The organism is Paenibacillus cookii, assembly GCF_018333375.1.
GTDB classification, from domain to species: Bacteria; Bacillota; Bacilli; order Paenibacillales; family Paenibacillaceae; genus Paenibacillus_AQ; species Paenibacillus_AQ cookii.
Genome location: NZ_BORW01000007.1, coordinates 128572 through 143760, shown reverse-complemented (window position 1 = coordinate 143760; position 15189 = coordinate 128572). Strand labels below are relative to the sequence as shown.

22 protein-coding genes and 1 pseudogene are annotated in these 15189 nt (G+C 52.2%); 21 read left to right on the top strand and 2 right to left on the bottom strand.

From position 1 onward, the window contains the following. The first annotated feature begins 45 nt into the window (after window positions 1-45). The 12 genes and pseudogenes from KI367_RS09575 to KI367_RS09520 all read left to right on the top strand — a co-directional run bounded on the left by KI367_RS09575 (window position 46) and on the right by KI367_RS09520 (window position 9447). Complete coding sequence (locus KI367_RS09575; RefSeq protein WP_156124707.1) at window positions 46-204, top strand: hypothetical protein; 159 nt, start codon at window positions 46-48, stop codon at window positions 202-204. A gap of 50 nt (window positions 205-254) precedes the next feature. Further along, window positions 255-779, top strand: coding sequence for a GNAT family N-acetyltransferase (locus tag KI367_RS09570; RefSeq protein WP_212949205.1), 525 nt, complete (start codon window positions 255-257; stop codon window positions 777-779). Between the two features lie 343 nt (window positions 780-1122). Continuing rightward, entirely contained in the window at window positions 1123-1626 is a 504-nt protein-coding gene (locus KI367_RS09565) for a GNAT family N-acetyltransferase (RefSeq protein WP_212949203.1), read from the top strand. 200 nt (window positions 1627-1826) lie between these two features. Next, window positions 1827-2423 carry an ATP-binding protein gene (locus KI367_RS09560; protein WP_212949201.1) on the top strand — a complete coding sequence of 199 codons (597 nt, stop codon included), beginning with the start codon at window positions 1827-1829 and terminating at the stop codon, window positions 2421-2423. 20 nt (window positions 2424-2443) lie between these two features. After that, window positions 2444-3686: pseudogene (locus KI367_RS09555) on the top strand (aminopeptidase). Window positions 3687-3741: 55 nt separating this feature from the next. Continuing rightward, entirely contained in the window at window positions 3742-4497 is a 756-nt protein-coding gene (locus KI367_RS09550; protein WP_246536812.1) for a GNAT family N-acetyltransferase, read from the top strand. A gap of 15 nt (window positions 4498-4512) precedes the next feature. After that, window positions 4513-5073 (top strand): DEAD/DEAH box helicase family protein, encoded by a 561-nt coding sequence (locus KI367_RS09545; RefSeq protein ID WP_212949198.1) that lies wholly within the window; start codon window positions 4513-4515, stop codon window positions 5071-5073. A 117-nt stretch (window positions 5074-5190) separates the two neighbouring features. Then, window positions 5191-5373, top strand: coding sequence for a hypothetical protein (locus KI367_RS09540; protein WP_212949196.1), 183 nt, complete (start codon window positions 5191-5193; stop codon window positions 5371-5373). A 16-nt stretch (window positions 5374-5389) separates the two neighbouring features. Beyond that, window positions 5390-6202 carry a class I SAM-dependent methyltransferase gene (locus KI367_RS09535; protein WP_036714188.1) on the top strand — a complete coding sequence of 271 codons (813 nt, stop codon included), beginning with the start codon at window positions 5390-5392 and terminating at the stop codon, window positions 6200-6202. Between the two features lie 122 nt (window positions 6203-6324). After that, a complete protein-coding gene (locus tag KI367_RS09530) occupies window positions 6325-6906 on the top strand; it encodes a DJ-1/PfpI family protein (RefSeq protein WP_212949332.1) in 582 nt (193 codons plus the stop codon). 168 nt (window positions 6907-7074) lie between these two features. Continuing rightward, window positions 7075-8622, top strand: a complete 1548-nt coding sequence (locus KI367_RS09525; RefSeq protein WP_212949194.1) for a methyl-accepting chemotaxis protein — start codon at window positions 7075-7077, stop codon at window positions 8620-8622. 162 nt (window positions 8623-8784) lie between these two features. Then, window positions 8785-9447: an HAD family hydrolase gene (locus KI367_RS09520; RefSeq protein WP_246536810.1), complete on the top strand. Its 663-nt coding sequence runs from the start codon at window positions 8785-8787 to the stop codon at window positions 9445-9447. 508 nt (window positions 9448-9955) lie between these two features. Here the strand turns inward: KI367_RS09520 and KI367_RS09510 are convergent. Further along, the gene (locus KI367_RS09510; RefSeq protein WP_156124537.1) at window positions 9956-10369 is read right to left on the bottom strand and encodes a hypothetical protein; all 414 of its coding nucleotides are present in this window, start codon (window positions 10367-10369) and stop codon (window positions 9956-9958) included. A 155-nt stretch (window positions 10370-10524) separates the two neighbouring features. Beyond that, the gene (locus KI367_RS09505; protein ID WP_036708355.1) at window positions 10525-10848 is read right to left on the bottom strand and encodes a hypothetical protein; all 324 of its coding nucleotides are present in this window, start codon (window positions 10846-10848) and stop codon (window positions 10525-10527) included. 58 nt (window positions 10849-10906) lie between these two features. On the opposite strand from KI367_RS09505, the gene KI367_RS09500 reads away from it, so the two are divergent. From KI367_RS09500 to pgsA, 9 genes are all read left to right on the top strand, one after another. Then, window positions 10907-11203, top strand: a complete 297-nt coding sequence (locus KI367_RS09500; protein WP_212949192.1) for a hypothetical protein — start codon at window positions 10907-10909, stop codon at window positions 11201-11203. A 134-nt stretch (window positions 11204-11337) separates the two neighbouring features. Continuing rightward, window positions 11338-11727, top strand: a complete 390-nt coding sequence (locus KI367_RS09495; protein WP_246536808.1) for a hypothetical protein — start codon at window positions 11338-11340, stop codon at window positions 11725-11727. Beyond that, window positions 11724-12026, top strand: coding sequence for a hypothetical protein (locus tag KI367_RS09490; protein ID WP_036708358.1), 303 nt, complete (start codon window positions 11724-11726; stop codon window positions 12024-12026). Before KI367_RS09495 ends, KI367_RS09490 begins: the two co-directional genes overlap by 4 nt. A gap of 12 nt (window positions 12027-12038) precedes the next feature. After that, on the top strand, window positions 12039-12509 hold the full coding sequence (locus KI367_RS09485; RefSeq protein WP_081992205.1) for a GNAT family N-acetyltransferase: 471 nt from the start codon (window positions 12039-12041) through the stop codon (window positions 12507-12509). 46 nt (window positions 12510-12555) lie between these two features. After that, window positions 12556-12894: an HIT family protein gene (locus KI367_RS09480; protein ID WP_212949190.1), complete on the top strand. Its 339-nt coding sequence runs from the start codon at window positions 12556-12558 to the stop codon at window positions 12892-12894. A gap of 21 nt (window positions 12895-12915) precedes the next feature. Further along, a complete protein-coding gene (locus tag KI367_RS09475) occupies window positions 12916-13389 on the top strand; it encodes an NUDIX hydrolase (RefSeq protein ID WP_212949188.1) in 474 nt (157 codons plus the stop codon). A 36-nt stretch (window positions 13390-13425) separates the two neighbouring features. Next, on the top strand, window positions 13426-13845 hold the full coding sequence (locus KI367_RS09470) for a GNAT family N-acetyltransferase (RefSeq protein ID WP_052146885.1): 420 nt from the start codon (window positions 13426-13428) through the stop codon (window positions 13843-13845). Between the two features lie 69 nt (window positions 13846-13914). Continuing rightward, window positions 13915-14571, top strand: a complete 657-nt coding sequence (locus tag KI367_RS09465; RefSeq protein ID WP_212949186.1) for an HD domain-containing protein — start codon at window positions 13915-13917, stop codon at window positions 14569-14571. 113 nt (window positions 14572-14684) lie between these two features. After that, window positions 14685-15179 carry a CDP-diacylglycerol--glycerol-3-phosphate 3-phosphatidyltransferase gene (gene pgsA, locus KI367_RS09460; protein ID WP_246536806.1) on the top strand — a complete coding sequence of 165 codons (495 nt, stop codon included), beginning with the start codon at window positions 14685-14687 and terminating at the stop codon, window positions 15177-15179. The last annotated feature ends 10 nt before the right edge of the window (window positions 15180-15189 follow it).

The following is a 15189-nucleotide window of genomic DNA, read 5'->3' as shown; positions in this document are numbered from 1 at the left end:
AAGGCGGTTCACAGCATATACATGATGGCGAAGGAGGGAAACGGCATGCAAAAAGCATTTATCCTCTACTTTTGGACGGAAAAACGGAATAACCTCGACGAGCTGAACCGGCTGCTGTCCGAAGGGTGGAAGGTACACAGCCAAAAGCCGATGGGCACGGGCCAGACTACCGGAGCGTATTCGCTTGTCATTTTGGAAAAATAAACGGCCAACCATGGGACTGCCCGCATGCAAAGCCGATATGAGGTGATCGAATGAGTGACGTTATTACCATAAAGCCGTTAACCGATCCGTCGGAGGCGGCGATGCTGAATCAGGAATTCACCCGCTACGGCTGGTACCGGCAGGGGGATTATTTCGAGCGCTGCCTGCAGGAGAACCGGGAAGGGAAGCGGGTCACGCTGATGGCTTTTTGCGGAGAGGAATTGGCCGGATGCTGCCATCTCATTTATCAGTCCAAATATCCGTATTTTCAGGAACGGCGCATTCCGGAGATCAACGACCTGAACGTATTCCCGGAATTCCGGCGCAAAGGCATCGCCAGCCGTATGTTTGACGAGTTCGAGCGCATCGCGGCAAGGGAGCATTCCCGAATCGGCCTCGGCGTCGGCTTGTACGAGGATTACGGAAACGCACAGCGGATGTATACGAAACGCGGGTACGCATTGGACGGACAGGGTTTGACCTATAAAAACGTAAAGGTGAAGCCGGGCGAAAGCGTCATGGTCGATGACGACCTGGTTTTATATTTGATCAAAGAGCTTGATGGAGCGCCATAAAGAAAACGTGAGGATCATGCGGCAGGGGATCTTTGGAGAAGCCATCGAATAAATGGCCAACGCGAAAAAGCGACGGCACACCGCCCGGCAAAACGTTCGAACCCTAACGTAACAGGGAACGGGCGTTTTTTTGTTCGCCAGCCTTTATATTTTATATGTGCAAGGGCCGTTTAGGGCAGCCATGCGGCTATCAAAGAATCGCGGGACGGCTGTCGCTCAGGTTTTCACTTTATGAGGAAGGCGTTTTCTGCTTCGTTTACGGCTATTTTTATCCCAAGGCATTTGTTATGATCGTCTCAGGCCTCGAAAAAGGAAAAACAAGACAAAAAAAGGAGGGGCGGCGATGAATTACACGATCAGACCTATTGCGGAGCGGGATGTCCCTTTCATGTGGGATATGCTGTATGAATCGCTTTATGTCCCGGAAGGCGGAAAACCGTTCGGAAGGGAGATTCTGCAGGAGCCGGCCATCGCCAAATACGCGGAGCATTGGGGCCGTCCGGGCGACATCGGGTGGATTGCCGTCACGGATGATGGTCAGCCGATGGGCACGATCACGGCGCGTTTGTTTGACGAAAGCAACCGGGGATATGGGTATGTCGGTCCGGACGTGCCGGAGCTCGGCATGGCGATTTCGCCGTCTTATCGGGGGCAGGGCATCGGGACGGCGCTCATGAAGGCGCTTTTCGATGAACTCAAGAAGAGAGGGATTTCCCGGGTATCGTTAAGCGTTGACCCCAATAACGAGGCCGCGGTTAAGCTGTACCGGCGTTTCGGTTTTGAAGACGCTGGCGTCGTGGGCACATCAGTCACCATGGTGGCGGATGTGGAGAGTGCGGTTTATTAAATGGGTGCAGCCAAGGGAGCGAATCACGTGAAAATATATCGTTTCGGCAGCGAAAAGGGCAAAGCCATCGGGGCGCACGGCGGCCGGAATCTTACCATAACGCGCATGGGACGCAAACGGAGCAGGGGCTGACCGCCATCGTCATTGAAGGGGAATCGTTGAAGTTATATTTGGAATAGCGAGGGATGAGGTGAACAAGATTGATCATTTGGGTAAACGGCGCGTTCGGCGCGGGAAAGACGCAAACGGCGCATGAGCTTCACCGGCGGATTCCGAATTCGTATATCTATGATCCGGAGAACGCGGGTTATTTTATACGCAAAAACGTCCCCGCATCCATGGCCAAAAGCGATTTCCAGGACCACAAGGCGTGGCGCGACACGAACTATGGCATGATCAAGTACATCCACGAGGAATACGACGGAACGCTGATCATTCCGATGACGATCGTGAATCCGGAATATTTTGACGACATTGTCGGCAGATTGAGGCGGGACGGGATCGCCGTTCATCATTTTGCGCTTTGCGCCGCCAGGGAGACGCTGCTGAAAAGGCTGCGGAGCCGCGGAGAAAACGGCCGTTCCTGGGCCGCCCGGCAGATCGACCGCTGCATCGAAGGGCTTTCCCTTCCCGCATTCGAACGGCAGCTGCAGACGGACGACATGACGATTTCCGAAGTGGCGGAGACCATTGCGGCAGCGGTCAACATTCCGTTGCTGCCCGATCCGCGCGGCAGCTTGCGCAAGAAATACGACAGGATCATGACGCAAATCAAGCATATCCGCTTTTTGAATTAAACCAAGGAAGAGGGATGGATTTGAAAACATTCGAACAAAAACTTGAGGACTACGCCAGGCTGCTGATTCAGGTAGGCGTGAACCTGCGGGCCGGGCAGGTCCTGTACATCGAATCGCCGATCGAAACGATCGAATTCACGCGCCTCGTCGTTAAGCAAGCCTACCGGGCAGGAGCCAGGTATGTCCAGGTTGCATGGCAGGACGAGGTATCAACGCGGCTGCGTTTTGATGAAGCGGAGGAGGCTACCTTCGACTATTATCCGACATGGGTCGCTTCCTCGATGGAACAGCTTGCCGAATCCGGCGGTGCCGTTCTTCTGCTGGATGGAGAGGATCCGAATCTGTACGACGGGGTGGATCCGGCAAAGCTTTCCGCTTCCCGCAGAGCTGCCGCCGCAGCCCGGCAAACCTATCTGGGGTATGTGCGGAGCAACTATTTGAACTGGTGCATCGTCAATGTGCCGACCCGGGCCTGGGCAGATGCGGCGTATCCGGAATTGCCGGGCGAAAGCCGGGTGTCGGCATTATGGGAAGCGATCTTTTCCATGAGCCGCATTGGAGCGGTCGATCCGGTCGAAGCCTGGCGGGAGCATATCGAGGCCCTTAAACGGAGGGCGGATCTCCTGAACGCCAAACGTTACCGCAAACTTCATTACCAAGCCCCCGGGACGGACCTGACGGTGGAACTTCATCCGGACCATATTTGGGCAGGCGGCGGACAGCTCACGCAAGCGGGTTTTCCGTTTGTGGCGAACATGCCGACGGAAGAAGTGTACACCATGCCGCTGCGGACCGGAACAAACGGCGTGGTGGCCGGCACCAAACCGTTTTTGCTGAACGGACAGATCGTGGATCGCTTCAGCTTGACCTTCAAGGAAGGCCGGGTCACGGATTTCGCCGCCGAAGTCGGCCATGAAACGCTGAAACGTTTCCTGGAATCAGATGAAGGGGCCCGGTATCTCGGCGAAGTGGCGCTGGTACGATTCCCCGATCTCGAATACCGGCAGGCTGTTCTACAACATCGGCATCGACGAAAATGCCTCTTGCCATTTTGCCTTAGGCAACGCGTATCCGACCAATATGACCAACGGTACGGGTTACTCGAAAGAAGAACTGCTCCTCAGCGGCGCAAACGTCAGCCCGTTTCACGAGGATTTTATGATCGGGTCGCCTGAACTCCGGATCGACGCCGAACTGGAGGACGGGACGATGGAGGCGCTGTTCCGGAACGGAAACTGGGCGGCGGACGTTGACCCAAAATAATGCTTGAGCAGGTTTGCCATCCTGTTGTATGATGCTACCAATTCCTTTGAAAGGGGTGGCCCCATTGCAACTGCAGATCGAAGAATACTCGCTTAATGCCTGGCCCGCGCTGCAAACGCTGGTCTATGACGGATGGCTGCTCCGCTTTGCCGACGGGTATACGAAACGGTCCAATTCCGTGAACGCGCTGTACAACCGGGACGAAGAACGCCTTGAACGGAAAATCGCCAAATGCGAGGAGTTGTACGCCAAGGCGGGGCTGCCGACCGTGTTTAAAGTCACGTCGTTTGGTCCTCCTTCATTGGACCGGGGGCTTGAATCCAGAGGATATACGCTTGTCGATCCGTCCTGCAACATGTTTTTGGAGGATCTGGACGGATCGGCAAAACCGCTTCTCACGGACGCCGAAGTGTTCGCAGCGCCGACTTCCGCATGGCTGGAGACCTTGGCAAGACTGAATCCCAAGCTGTCGGAGCATGATCTTGCCGTCACCGCGAAAATGCTGTCCGGTACGGTTCTGCAAACCGGATGTTTTACGCTGTATGAAGGGGCCGTTCCCGTGGCCTGCGGCATTGGCGTCATCGAGGACCACATGGTCGGTTTGTTTGATATCGTCACGTCCGAGCAGCACCGGAACCGGGGATACGGCGAGCAGCTGATCCGGAACATTCTGAGATGGGCAAAAGAAAACGGGGCGACCCAAAGTTATCTTCAGGTTCTTCAGCATAATCCGCCCGCCCACAGGCTGTACGAAAAGCTCGGTTACCGCCAAATCTATTCCTATTGGTACCGGGTAAAAAGATTGAAGTAAAAGGGGGGCGAACGCATGAAGTTGGTCATTATATTCGGGCCGCAGGCCGTCGGAAAAATGACGGTGGGGCAGGAGCTCGCCAAAATCACGGATTTAAAGCTGTTCCACAACCATATGACGATTGACCTCGTTTCCAACTTTTTCAGCTACGGATCGGCTCCCGGGAAACGGCTGGTCGGGCTGTTCCGCCAGGAGATTTTCGAGGAAGTGGCCAAAAGCGATTTGGCCGGGCTGATTTTTACGTTTGTATGGGCATTTGATGCGCCGAGCGATTGGGATTACATCAAGCACATCAGCGGTATTTTCGAAGAGCAGGGCGGTACGGTCTATTACGTCGAGCTGGAAGCGGATGTAAACGAGCGGCTTGCCCGGAACAAAAGCCCTCACCGATTGGCCCACAAACCGACCAAACGCGATCTGGAATTCTCCGAGCGGGACCTGCTGGAAACGATGGAGAATTATCGGCTGAACTCCATGGAAGGGGAAATCACGCACCCCCATTATCTGCGGATCAACAATACCCGTCTCGGTCCGGAAACCGTCGCTCGGATGATCAAGGAGAAATTCGGTTGGTAACGGGAGCGGAAGGAAGAAGTCATCGCGATGCCGCTCTACATTCAGGCCGACTCTTCCATCGCCAGGGTTGTGGCAAGGATGAAATAAATAACTTTTTTTCCAGGGGAGTGGCTGGAGATGAAAAAACGTTTTTTCTACGATGAGCGCAAGGCCGAAACCCATATGGGGGGATATTTGAAATTGTGGGCGTACCGGCTGCTCGTGAAGATCAAACCGGATCGGCCGCAATACCGGCGCAAGCTGGAGGACATCCAAAAACGGATTCAAGAATCGAGGCATTTGCGGGTGAACGGGACGTAAAAAAGGAGGCAGCCGCATGAATAACGTGATCGCATATTACGATCGTTTCGACGAATGGGGACGGCTTGACCGCGAGCCGATCGAATTTATCATCAACCTTCATCATATCCAAAGCATGTTGCCGCCGCAGGGGCATATTTTGGATAACGGAGCCGGGCCGGGAAAATATGCGGTCGAGCTGGCGAAGCTCGGGTACCGGATGACGCTGACGGATTTGACGCCGAGTTCGGTGGACGCCGCCAAAAGGAAAGCCGCGGAATTCGGGGTCCTGGATCAGTTTGAAGGTTTTTATGCCGCCGACGCCAGGGATTTAAGCATGCTGCCGGATGAACATGTCGACGCCGCGCTGATGCTTGGGCCGCTGTATCATCTGCAGACGGAAGAGGGCAGAGTTAGCGCCGTGAAGGAGCTGCATCGAGTAACGAAGCCGGGCGGACTCGTGTTTGTCGCAGTGATGTCCAAAACAAGGTTTTTCATGAATTCGCTCATGCAGCCCGAGCATTGGAAACCGAACCATACGGTTGAAGGCATCCGCCGGTTTTTGCAAACCGGTACGTTCGATCACGCGGACGAAGGACGGTTTACCGGGGCCTATTATTTTGACATCGCCGAGATCAATCCGTTTATGGAGTCCCAAGGGTTTGAATCCGTAAAATTGATCGGCTCGAGCAGCGTTGCGAGTGCCATGACGCCGGAACAGTGGGACTACTGGCGCCGGCAGGGAGATGAGGCATATCGCCAAGTTTTGGACATCGTCATCCAGGAATCCGAAAATCCCTATTTGCTGGGTACAGCTTCGCATCTGCTTTATATCGGGAGGAAGGTTTGAATGGAGCGCATCATTTGAAAGGGAGCCTGAAAGGCTCTTTTTTTGCAAGGCACGGCATAGGCGTAACGATGATAACCATTGGATCTGAAGGCACGGGAATATATGGAGAGAGGGTTGGTTCGATGAAGATGGCCTTGGTTTTGTTCAACGGAGTGACATTCCTTGATTTTGTCGGATTTTATGACGTGATTTATCGTTTGAACCTTTTTGACAAGACGAAAGGAACGACTTGGGACATTTGCGGTGTCACCGGGGAAGTAACGGATGAACTTGGCATGCAGGTAAAGGTCAATGTCATTCAGCCCGATTTATCCGAATATGATCTTGTTTTTATTCCGGGAGGAATGGGAACACGAAAACTTAAGGATGATGCCGGATTCATCGAATGGATCAAGACAGCGGAACCGGTGAAGTACAAAGTATCGGTATGCACAGGTTCGTTGTTGTGGGGAGCGGCGGGATGTTTGAAGGACAGGAAAGCAACGACCCATCCGAATGTATATGACTTGTTGGAGCCCTATTGTTCAGAGGTGGTCCCGTCGCGGATTGTAAAGGATGGCAACGTCATCACGGCCGGGGGAGTAGCAACATCCATCGATCTAGGACTGTTTATCACGGAATTGTTTGCGGGAAAAGAAGCGGCCGATGTTGTGAAGAAACAGATTGATTATCCATATACGGCCGTCGGGATCGTGGAAGTGTAGCGGCTATTAATGATTGGGAGCAATTAAATAAAGAAGAAACGTTAGCGACCTGAGATGTTTCCGTTTCTGAATATTTTCTGAATCTCGGGGGTTTTTTCTGGAAGGAAAGGAAATGAACGGCGTCGAATACTTCCCAGCATAAAATAACATTAGGGGAGCTTTCAAACTATGATCACGCAAAAAAACCGTTTTATGCTCCAGTTGTCGGCAGCCGTTATTCTGTTATCCGTGTTCCCGCATTTGCTGAACGGCCATTGGGACGTATTTACAGGTATGAATGCCGCAACCATGGAAGGAATGGGCATGGGAGTGATGAATTACGCGGCCCGCTTCCGGGTCATTTTGAACTTGCTGCTCGTCATCCCGTTTGCGCTATGGGCAACGGGTTTGATCGTATTCAGGCACAAGGCCGATCAACGCTGGATTCCCGTCCTGAACACCTTAGCCCTTACCTTCGCGAGTATTTCCATCATCGCCGGCGGCGGCGGGCATGTCGAATTGCATTTCTCCATCTTTATGGTGATCGCCATCCTGGCCTATTATGAAAACATTTCCCTGGTCGTTCTTATGACGGTGATTTTTGCGCTGCAGCATGCGGCAGGCTACCTGGTCATTCCGGAAATCGTGTTCGGCACTTCTTCATACAGCTTTGGCATGGTATGCGTTCATGCCCTATTTCTGGTCCTTACGGCAGGCGCAACCATGCTGCAAATCAACTCGTCAGCCCGAATCCGGCGGGCATTGGAATCGGAAAAACAACATGAAAGAAAACGGGCCGTCCAAGATGTGATCAAGCGCCTTTCGTCCGCCTCGAGCCAAATTGTCGGATCTGCGGGGCAATTGTCCACCGCTGCTGCCGAAACTGCCCATTCCAATCATCGGATGGTTCAATCCATGCAGGACATTGTGGAGGGAACCCAGTCCCAGGTCATCGGTTCCGCCGAGAGTACCCGGGCCATGCGGGAGATCGCTGCCGGGATCACGCGCATTGCTTCGTTTTCAACCGAGGTGTCCCGCTCAGCACAACAATCGGCCGCGCTCGCGGAGGAGGGGAATGAATCGGCCCGCCGCGTAAGCGAGCAAATGGAGCGGATTCAGCTGGCGGTCAACCGTTCCGATCACAGGGTACAAACGTTAAATGACCGCGCCTTGGAAATCGGCAAACTGCTTGAGACGATCCGGGCAATATCCAGCCAGACCGATTTGCTTGCGCTCAATGCCGCTATCGAAGCATCCCGGGCCGGCGAGCATGGGCGGGGTTTTGCCGTCGTCGCTTCGGAGGTTCGGAAGCTGTCCGATCAATCCGGCAAGATGGCCGGGGAGATTTCCCGCCTGGTGGAGACGGTTCGGCAAGATTCCCTGGACGCCTTGCTGTCCATGGACGAGGTGCATGAAAGTGTTCGGAGCGGTATGGATATCACCTTGAGTGCCGGAAGGTCGTTTGAGAAGCTGCAGGTGTTGTCCAAGCAGGTAGCCGACCATATCCAGGACATCTCCGCAACCGTTCAGCAAATTTCCTCCGGCTCCGGGCAGGTGTCGGCATCCATCGGGGATTTATCCTCCATTGCCAGCCGGAATGAGGACATTTCGCGCAAAGTTTCCGCCGAATTCAGATCGCATGCCTCTTTCCTGGAAGAGATGCAGGGAACCGCCCGGCTGCTGCACGAGTCGTCCCGCGAGCTCGAAGCCATTATGGATCAGATGCAGAGGGAATAGGCCCTGAGGGGCTATAAAGGTACATAAGCACATAAGATGGCTCACCTAAAAAAGGGGCCATCTTATTTTTAACTTGAGAAGGCCACAAAGCCTTTTCCAGGTTTTCACGACTCGGACCACCCGCCACAGTTCCACGTTTGCAAGAGAGGAGGAAACTGCAAGTTGAACGGGATCAAAGGCATTATTTTTGACATGGATAATACGTTATTGAAATCCAAAATAGATTTTGCGGCCATGAAACTCGAGACCTTTCGATTTTTGGTTTCCAGGGGATTGCTCTCCCGGCAGCTTGATATATCGAAGCACACCACTTCCACCCTAATTGAAGAAGCTGCGAAAACCGGCGGCATGACGGAGGAACTGGTCGCCGAAATGTGGGAGATACCCAGAAGATTTGAAATGGAAGGCATGAAGGGGGCCGAATTGGAGGACGGCGTTGCTGAAACTCTGGAAGAGCTGAAGGGGAAATACCGTATGGCCGTTGTGACGAATAACTCGAACATTGCCGCGGAGGCCGCTTTAAGGGATCATGATATATTGGATTTTTTTGATGTTGTCGTCGGTAGAGAAACCATGTCCTCCCTAAAACCATCGCCTGCCGGGTTTCATTACATTTTGGATCGGTGCAGCGATATTTCAGCCGGGGAATGGATTTCGGTAGGCGACTCTTGGATCGATGGAAAAGCCTCGATGACCGCGGGGATTCGATTCATATCCTATCAAGGAGACATCGCTAAGATGAACAGAATGGGCGTACATCCGTACGCATCGATTGTGGATATAAGAGAATTGCGGGATGTTGTAGGATCTCGGGAGCAGATCTGATATATAAAAAAATATTGTAACTAAACTAAAACCAAATGGTTATATTAAATGACAGTTTGATCGATGGTTAGGGGGAGAGCGTTTTTATATTCATATGATATTGAAAATGGTCTGATTTCATCGGGATACTCGACATAAATGAAAGCATGACAAATCGTATATCAAGAAGTACTTATATAATACCAGTCAGCATGTATGCAGCTAGGGAGAAATAACTGTAGTCGTTGAGGGAGCGGATATTTTGAATTTTTCTTGGATGGCGGCGTTATATCAAATTGTATTTATATTGATCGTAATCCTGTTTTTTGCGGGATTATATAAATTCGTAAATAGACTCATCCAGCATACAAAAAACACGGAAGAAAGCTTGAGAAGATTGGAAGAGAAAATAGATCGGTTGAACCATGAAATGAATAAGACCGAATGAATTTTTCGGATGAATCCGTTGGAGCAAAAAGGACGTTCTAGGCGAACGTCCTTTTGGAGCATCTATTGGACCGATAAGATATTATGGACTCAAATCGATGTTCAGCGTCCGGTCAATTCGAACGGCATCCGTTTCCCGCATCATGCGGATTTCGTAAGTCTCCTGTTGCGGGGCCATAATGGACAGATCATAGGCATCCGTTCCTTCGGCCGGAACGAGCAGATCTTTTCTTTGATCCGCCTTTTCTCCATAATACGTGTCCCTAAGCTCCCCTTCCGGCTGGAACGTAGGTATACGAAAACGTACGCTCATGCGATCTTTCTCCGGTTGCCGCACGTGGAGCTTCAGAAAACCATCTTCATATCGCGCCTGGGCAATGGCCATTTCCTTGCCTTTAAAGCGGATCGGCTTCGGCATGTTTTCGTTCAGACTAAGGGTAAACGAATCGCTTCTGGTCCAGTCCGATACTTTGATATCGCCGATATGCAGCGACAAGCTTTTTACCGTCTCGTCAAAAAAAGGAGAGGAATTAAACGCGAGCTCGATTACGCCGGGTTGAAAGTTCTCGTTCGCAGGCTGATACTTCGTCCGGTAAGTCTTGAGGGGATATGTCTTGCCATGATCGTCCGTAAGCCGAACAGCGTCCCCGGTCAAATCAAGATCGAGCCCGTAATCGGCGCTCTGGTCCAGCCGAAGCTCGGTATGGCGTATTCCTGCGCCTCGCGGCCCGAAGCATCATGGCTGGCAAACAGCTTGAAATGAAGGGTGTCGGGATTCCCTGCCAGAAAAGCGCGAACCTCTTGCGCATTCAGCTCGATGGTATCGGAAATGCCCAAAATCGGATCCCCCGTCTCTTGATCGGCAATCACTTCCTTGCTGCCGCTTCCTTCGATCTCCTTTTGCTCAATTTCAACTCTCCTTTGAAAGTGCTTCTCTCTATTTTCCTTGAAATCGTATACAATAACAACCAACATAGATTAAAATTGGAATCATATATGCTTTCCAAAATTTATCCGCTTGGGAGGTAACGTGATGCAATGGATCTCAAAGGCGTTATGCAGATTCGGCTGTGCGTCCATGGCCAGCGTCCTGTGCCTGGTCCCCTACCTCGGATATCTTCTTTTGCGGATGGAGGTCGCCAGTGCCGTTCTTTTTTTCGTTTTCGGGCTGTACATGGCTTTTAAAGGGATGATCTCATTAACGGCGGTATCTTTCATTCTGGATGAATGGCTGTTAAACCATTCGGTCTTCATCGGAGCGGGACTGATGACTTCATTGATTTACGTTTTGATGCTGCAAAAGCTCTTGCCAATCGGCTATAACGCCTGAAGGGGGTGTAACCGATAAAAATCCGGATTATTGGTTCTTGCGGCAGCGGAAAATCCTACATCGCACGCGAATGTTCGCGAAGGCTGAACATCCCTCACTATGAAACGGACAATTTCGTATGGGAACGCGGCGAGGTGCAGCGCAGATTTCCGGCGGAAACGAGGGATGCCTTGTTAAGGCGGGCGGCCTGCAGCGAGGCTTGGGTTATTGAAGGCGTGCATCATAAATGGGGAAAAGAGAGCTTCGAGCATGCCGATGTTATTTTTATTATTACGCCCAACCGCTGGGTCCGGGATTTTAGGGTCATCCGCCGCTTTTTGCGCACCAGGCTTGGACTCGAGCGGGCGAATTACAAGCAGTCTTTGAAAAATGTGTTCGAGATGGCTTGGGTATGGAACCGGAAATTTGACAGGGTACATATGAAGGAGATTATGGAAATGACCGAACCGTTTAAGGCCAAACGGATGGTCGTACGTAGCAATAAAGAGATTTTAAAATACATACAGGCGCGTGAAGGCCAGTGAAAAAAAGAACGCTGATTTATTGCATTTTGGCCGCTATCCTGGGGGTTGCCTTGTTAATCAATGACTTCATCGAAACGCATCAATCCTATTTTGGAACCCATCAGATGTCACAGGGCTGGGGAACCCGTTACAAGGTCACGCTTCTGTTTAATATCCAAGGTTTGCAAAAGGAAAAAGACGTACGCGTTTTAGCGATCACCGGAGATCGCGTTGAGACGTTCGAAGCTTCGGGTGACGGGGAAGATCGACATTTTGAGGCTCCGGGCGCAGGGAAATATGAAATAAATACATTCAATTGAAAGGAGAAACTGATGATACTGATACCATCTACGCCAAAGCTGTTTAGCGAGGAAGTCATCATTTTGAATTCGGATCCTTTTTTTAACCGGGTGTCGAAGGAGAAGGACGTGTTCACGGAAGAAGAGATCCGGGAAGAGATTCAAGAAGGGCGAAACATGGGGGCAGAACGGTTTGTCATTCAAGACGGAGACCGGTACGTCGGCGTGCTCGAGCTGTTGATGAACAATCCCAAAGACGGTTATCCGTGGCTTGGGCTGCTGCAAATACGAAAGAGCTTTCAGGGGCAGGGGTACGGCCGCCGGGCGATGGATTTATTTTATGACATCATGAAGGAAAGAGGCGTCAAAACGTTCCGCCTGGGGGTGATCGCCGAAAATGAACCGGGACACCGGTTTTGGAAGGGTCAGGGGATGGCGCCCGTAAAATCCGTGATCAATCAAGACGGGAAAGAAATTATCGTGTATCAAAAGGATATCGTTTAGCACGGTTGAATCATGATCCGGCAGGATGCAGGAACAGGAGGGGCATATGAGCCAAGATTTTTATTGTGATGAGGTTTTGAACGGAAAAACGTCTGTCCGCAAAGTGATGGAAACGGAGCGAGTTTTGGCGTACCATCACACAAGACCGTCCTATGAACATCATGTCGTCGTCATTCCGAAAATTCACGTCGGTTCGCTCGTCTCCGATGAAGAAAGCAACGACGATCGGCTGCTGCTAGAGCTCATGGCCGTCGTCAAAAAGGTGGCTTCGGACATGACCTTAAGCACGGGCGCCGCCAGAGTGATCACCAACCTCGGAGCCTACCAGGACTCCAAGCATTTTCACTGGCATGTGGTGAGCGGCGAAAGGACCGTTTCCAAATAACGCGAAGAGAGGACGATCGGCATGGAGCATAATCCGCCCAAACACACGGTTTCGGTTTCCGCCTTGTTGATGAACGAACACGACGAGGTGCTGCTCGTCAGGACGCACTGGCGGAACGACACATGGGAGATGCCTGGAGGAAAAGTGGATGAAGGGGAGCCATTGGACCAGGCCGTGTGCAGGGAATTTCTGGAGGAGACGGGGGTCGTGATTCGGCCGGTCGGAATTACGGGCGTTTATTTCAACGCGACGAAGCACGTCCTTTCGGTTGTTTTCAAAGCCGAATATGTGAGCGGGGAGATCCGCATCCAGCCGGAAGAAATTCAGGAAGCCGGATACGTTCGAATCACCGAATCCAACATCGATGAATATATTACCCGCCCGCAGCAAAAATCCCGCACGCTCGACGCGATGAGGGCCAAGGGTATGATTCCGTATGAGACATGGGAGGTCGCCCCGTCATACCGCTTGGTAACAAGAATTGAAAATGGATAACGAAACAAAAGCGATGTTTTGAAGGAGGGTTGGTTTGTGCAGACTGTCACACGTTTCGGTGAACCCGAAGATTTTGCGAAGGCACGGGAGATGGATCCGCATTTTGATCCCGAGTTTCTGAGGTGGAAGCTGGGCCGCCGCGAAGTCGTTTTGGCCGAAAACGACGGAGAATTGCTCGGCTATATGCGCTTGGAATACATATGGTCCACGGTTCCTTACATCGGTCTTATCCTCGTGAAAGAAGGCCGCCGCGCGCAGGGGATCGGCAAAAAACTGCTGGCTTTTGCATCAGAGGATTTAAAAAAGCGCGGTCACCGCTACCTGTACAGCTCGTCGCAAGTGAACGAAGCGGAGCCGCAAAGCTGGCACAGGCATGTCGGCTTCGAGGAAGCGGGAATCGTTTCGGGCATCAACGAGGGCGGGATCGGCGAGGTTTTTTTCAAAAAAACGCTGTAGCATGGAATGTGCGGAGATGCCGCAACAGGCAAAAAACAATGCCGCAATCGCAGAAGGAGAGAGGCAAACATGAAAGTGGCAGATCATTCTTGGCTTATCCAACAGGCGGAGCGATTCGTAAAACAAGTGCATGCCGGGGAGGCCAGCGGCCATGACTGGTGGCATATCGATCGGGTACGGAATACGGCGCTCGACATCGCCGCCAAGGAAAACGCCGACCGGACCGTGTGCGAGCTGGCAGCGCTTCTGCATGACGTGGCCGACGAAAAATTGAATGCAAGCAAGGAAGCGGGGTTGGAAAAAGTGAGGGCATGGCTGACGGAACAAGCCGCTGACGAAGATTTGACCGGCAAGGTGATGGACATCATCGCGAACATGTCTTATAACGGCGGCAAAAATCCGCCGATGACCACCCTGGAAGGGCAGGTCGTGCAGGATGCGGACCGTCTGGATGCGATCGGGGCGATCGGCATTGCCAGAACGTTTGCGTATTCGGGGGCCAAAGGCCGCATCATCCATGACCCGGAGCTGAGCCTGGATGATCTTGCCCAGGAGGATTACCGGTCCGCCGGCAAGACCGCTATCTACCATTTTTACGAAAAGCTGCTGAAGCTTAAAAGTTTGATGAACACGCCGTACGCCAGGGAGCTGGCCGAACAGCGGCATGCGTTTATGGAGCAGTATTTGCAGCAGTTTTACCGCGAGTGGGGAAGCCGAAATCCATAGGGAAAATGAAAGGAGGGACGTTGCTTTGAATATGGCTAACCGGATCACTTTGGCACGGATCGCGCTCATCCCGCTGTTTATGCTCTTTTTTGCCGAGTGGCCTTCTGGCGGATGTGGCGGTATTCCGTTTTTTGGACGATTACGGATCGTACATTGCCGTAGCCATTTTTGTGCTGGCCTCCGGAACGGACAAACTGGACGGTTATGTCGCCAGAAAATACAACCAGATCACCAACTTGGGAAAACTGCTTGATCCCCTGGCGGACAAGCTGCTCATTTCCGTTGCGCTGATCATGATGGTGCAGTCCGGCATGATTGCGTCTTGGGCAGCGGTGTTGATGATCGGACGCGAATTCGTGATCACGGGCCTCCGGATGATCGCTTCCGCGCAAGGCATCGCTTTGGCCGCCGACAAGTTCGGCAAATGGAAAATGGTGGCGCAGGTCGTCGCCATCGTGGCCGTCATGCTTGAAAATGTCCCGTTCCAATGGTTTACCTCCGTTCGGGTGGACCAGGCGTTGATGCTGCTTGCCGTGTGGATGACGCTTGCTTCGGGCATGCACTATCTGATCAAAAATTTTAAAGCGCTGAAGCTGAACGAAACGTGAGCATCGCAAA

Bases quoted from the DNA above. Each gene is read 5' to 3' on its own strand.
- KI367_RS09575 (WP_156124707.1), top strand. From the start codon at position 46: ATGCAAAAAGCATTTATCCTCTACTTTTGGACGGAAAAACGGAATAAC.
- KI367_RS09570 (WP_212949205.1), top strand. From the start codon at position 255: ATGAGTGACGTTATTACCATAAAGCCGTTAACCGATCCGTCGGAGGCG.
- KI367_RS09565 (WP_212949203.1), top strand. From the start codon at position 1,123: ATGAATTACACGATCAGACCTATTGCGGAGCGGGATGTCCCTTTCATG.
- KI367_RS09545 (WP_212949198.1), top strand. From the start codon at position 4,513: ATGAAGTTGGTCATTATATTCGGGCCGCAGGCCGTCGGAAAAATGACG.
- KI367_RS09540 (WP_212949196.1), top strand. From the start codon at position 5,191: ATGAAAAAACGTTTTTTCTACGATGAGCGCAAGGCCGAAACCCATATG.
- KI367_RS09535 (WP_036714188.1), top strand. From the start codon at position 5,390: ATGAATAACGTGATCGCATATTACGATCGTTTCGACGAATGGGGACGG.
- KI367_RS09530 (WP_212949332.1), top strand. From the start codon at position 6,325: ATGAAGATGGCCTTGGTTTTGTTCAACGGAGTGACATTCCTTGATTTT.
- KI367_RS09525 (WP_212949194.1), top strand. From the start codon at position 7,075: ATGATCACGCAAAAAAACCGTTTTATGCTCCAGTTGTCGGCAGCCGTT.
- KI367_RS09505 (WP_036708355.1), bottom strand. From the start codon at position 10,848: ATGTTGGTTGTTATTGTATACGATTTCAAGGAAAATAGAGAGAAGCAC.
- KI367_RS09500 (WP_212949192.1), top strand. From the start codon at position 10,907: ATGCAATGGATCTCAAAGGCGTTATGCAGATTCGGCTGTGCGTCCATG.
- KI367_RS09485 (WP_081992205.1), top strand. From the start codon at position 12,039: ATGATACTGATACCATCTACGCCAAAGCTGTTTAGCGAGGAAGTCATC.
- KI367_RS09480 (WP_212949190.1), top strand. From the start codon at position 12,556: ATGAGCCAAGATTTTTATTGTGATGAGGTTTTGAACGGAAAAACGTCT.
- KI367_RS09475 (WP_212949188.1), top strand. From the start codon at position 12,916: ATGGAGCATAATCCGCCCAAACACACGGTTTCGGTTTCCGCCTTGTTG.
- KI367_RS09465 (WP_212949186.1), top strand. From the start codon at position 13,915: ATGAAAGTGGCAGATCATTCTTGGCTTATCCAACAGGCGGAGCGATTC.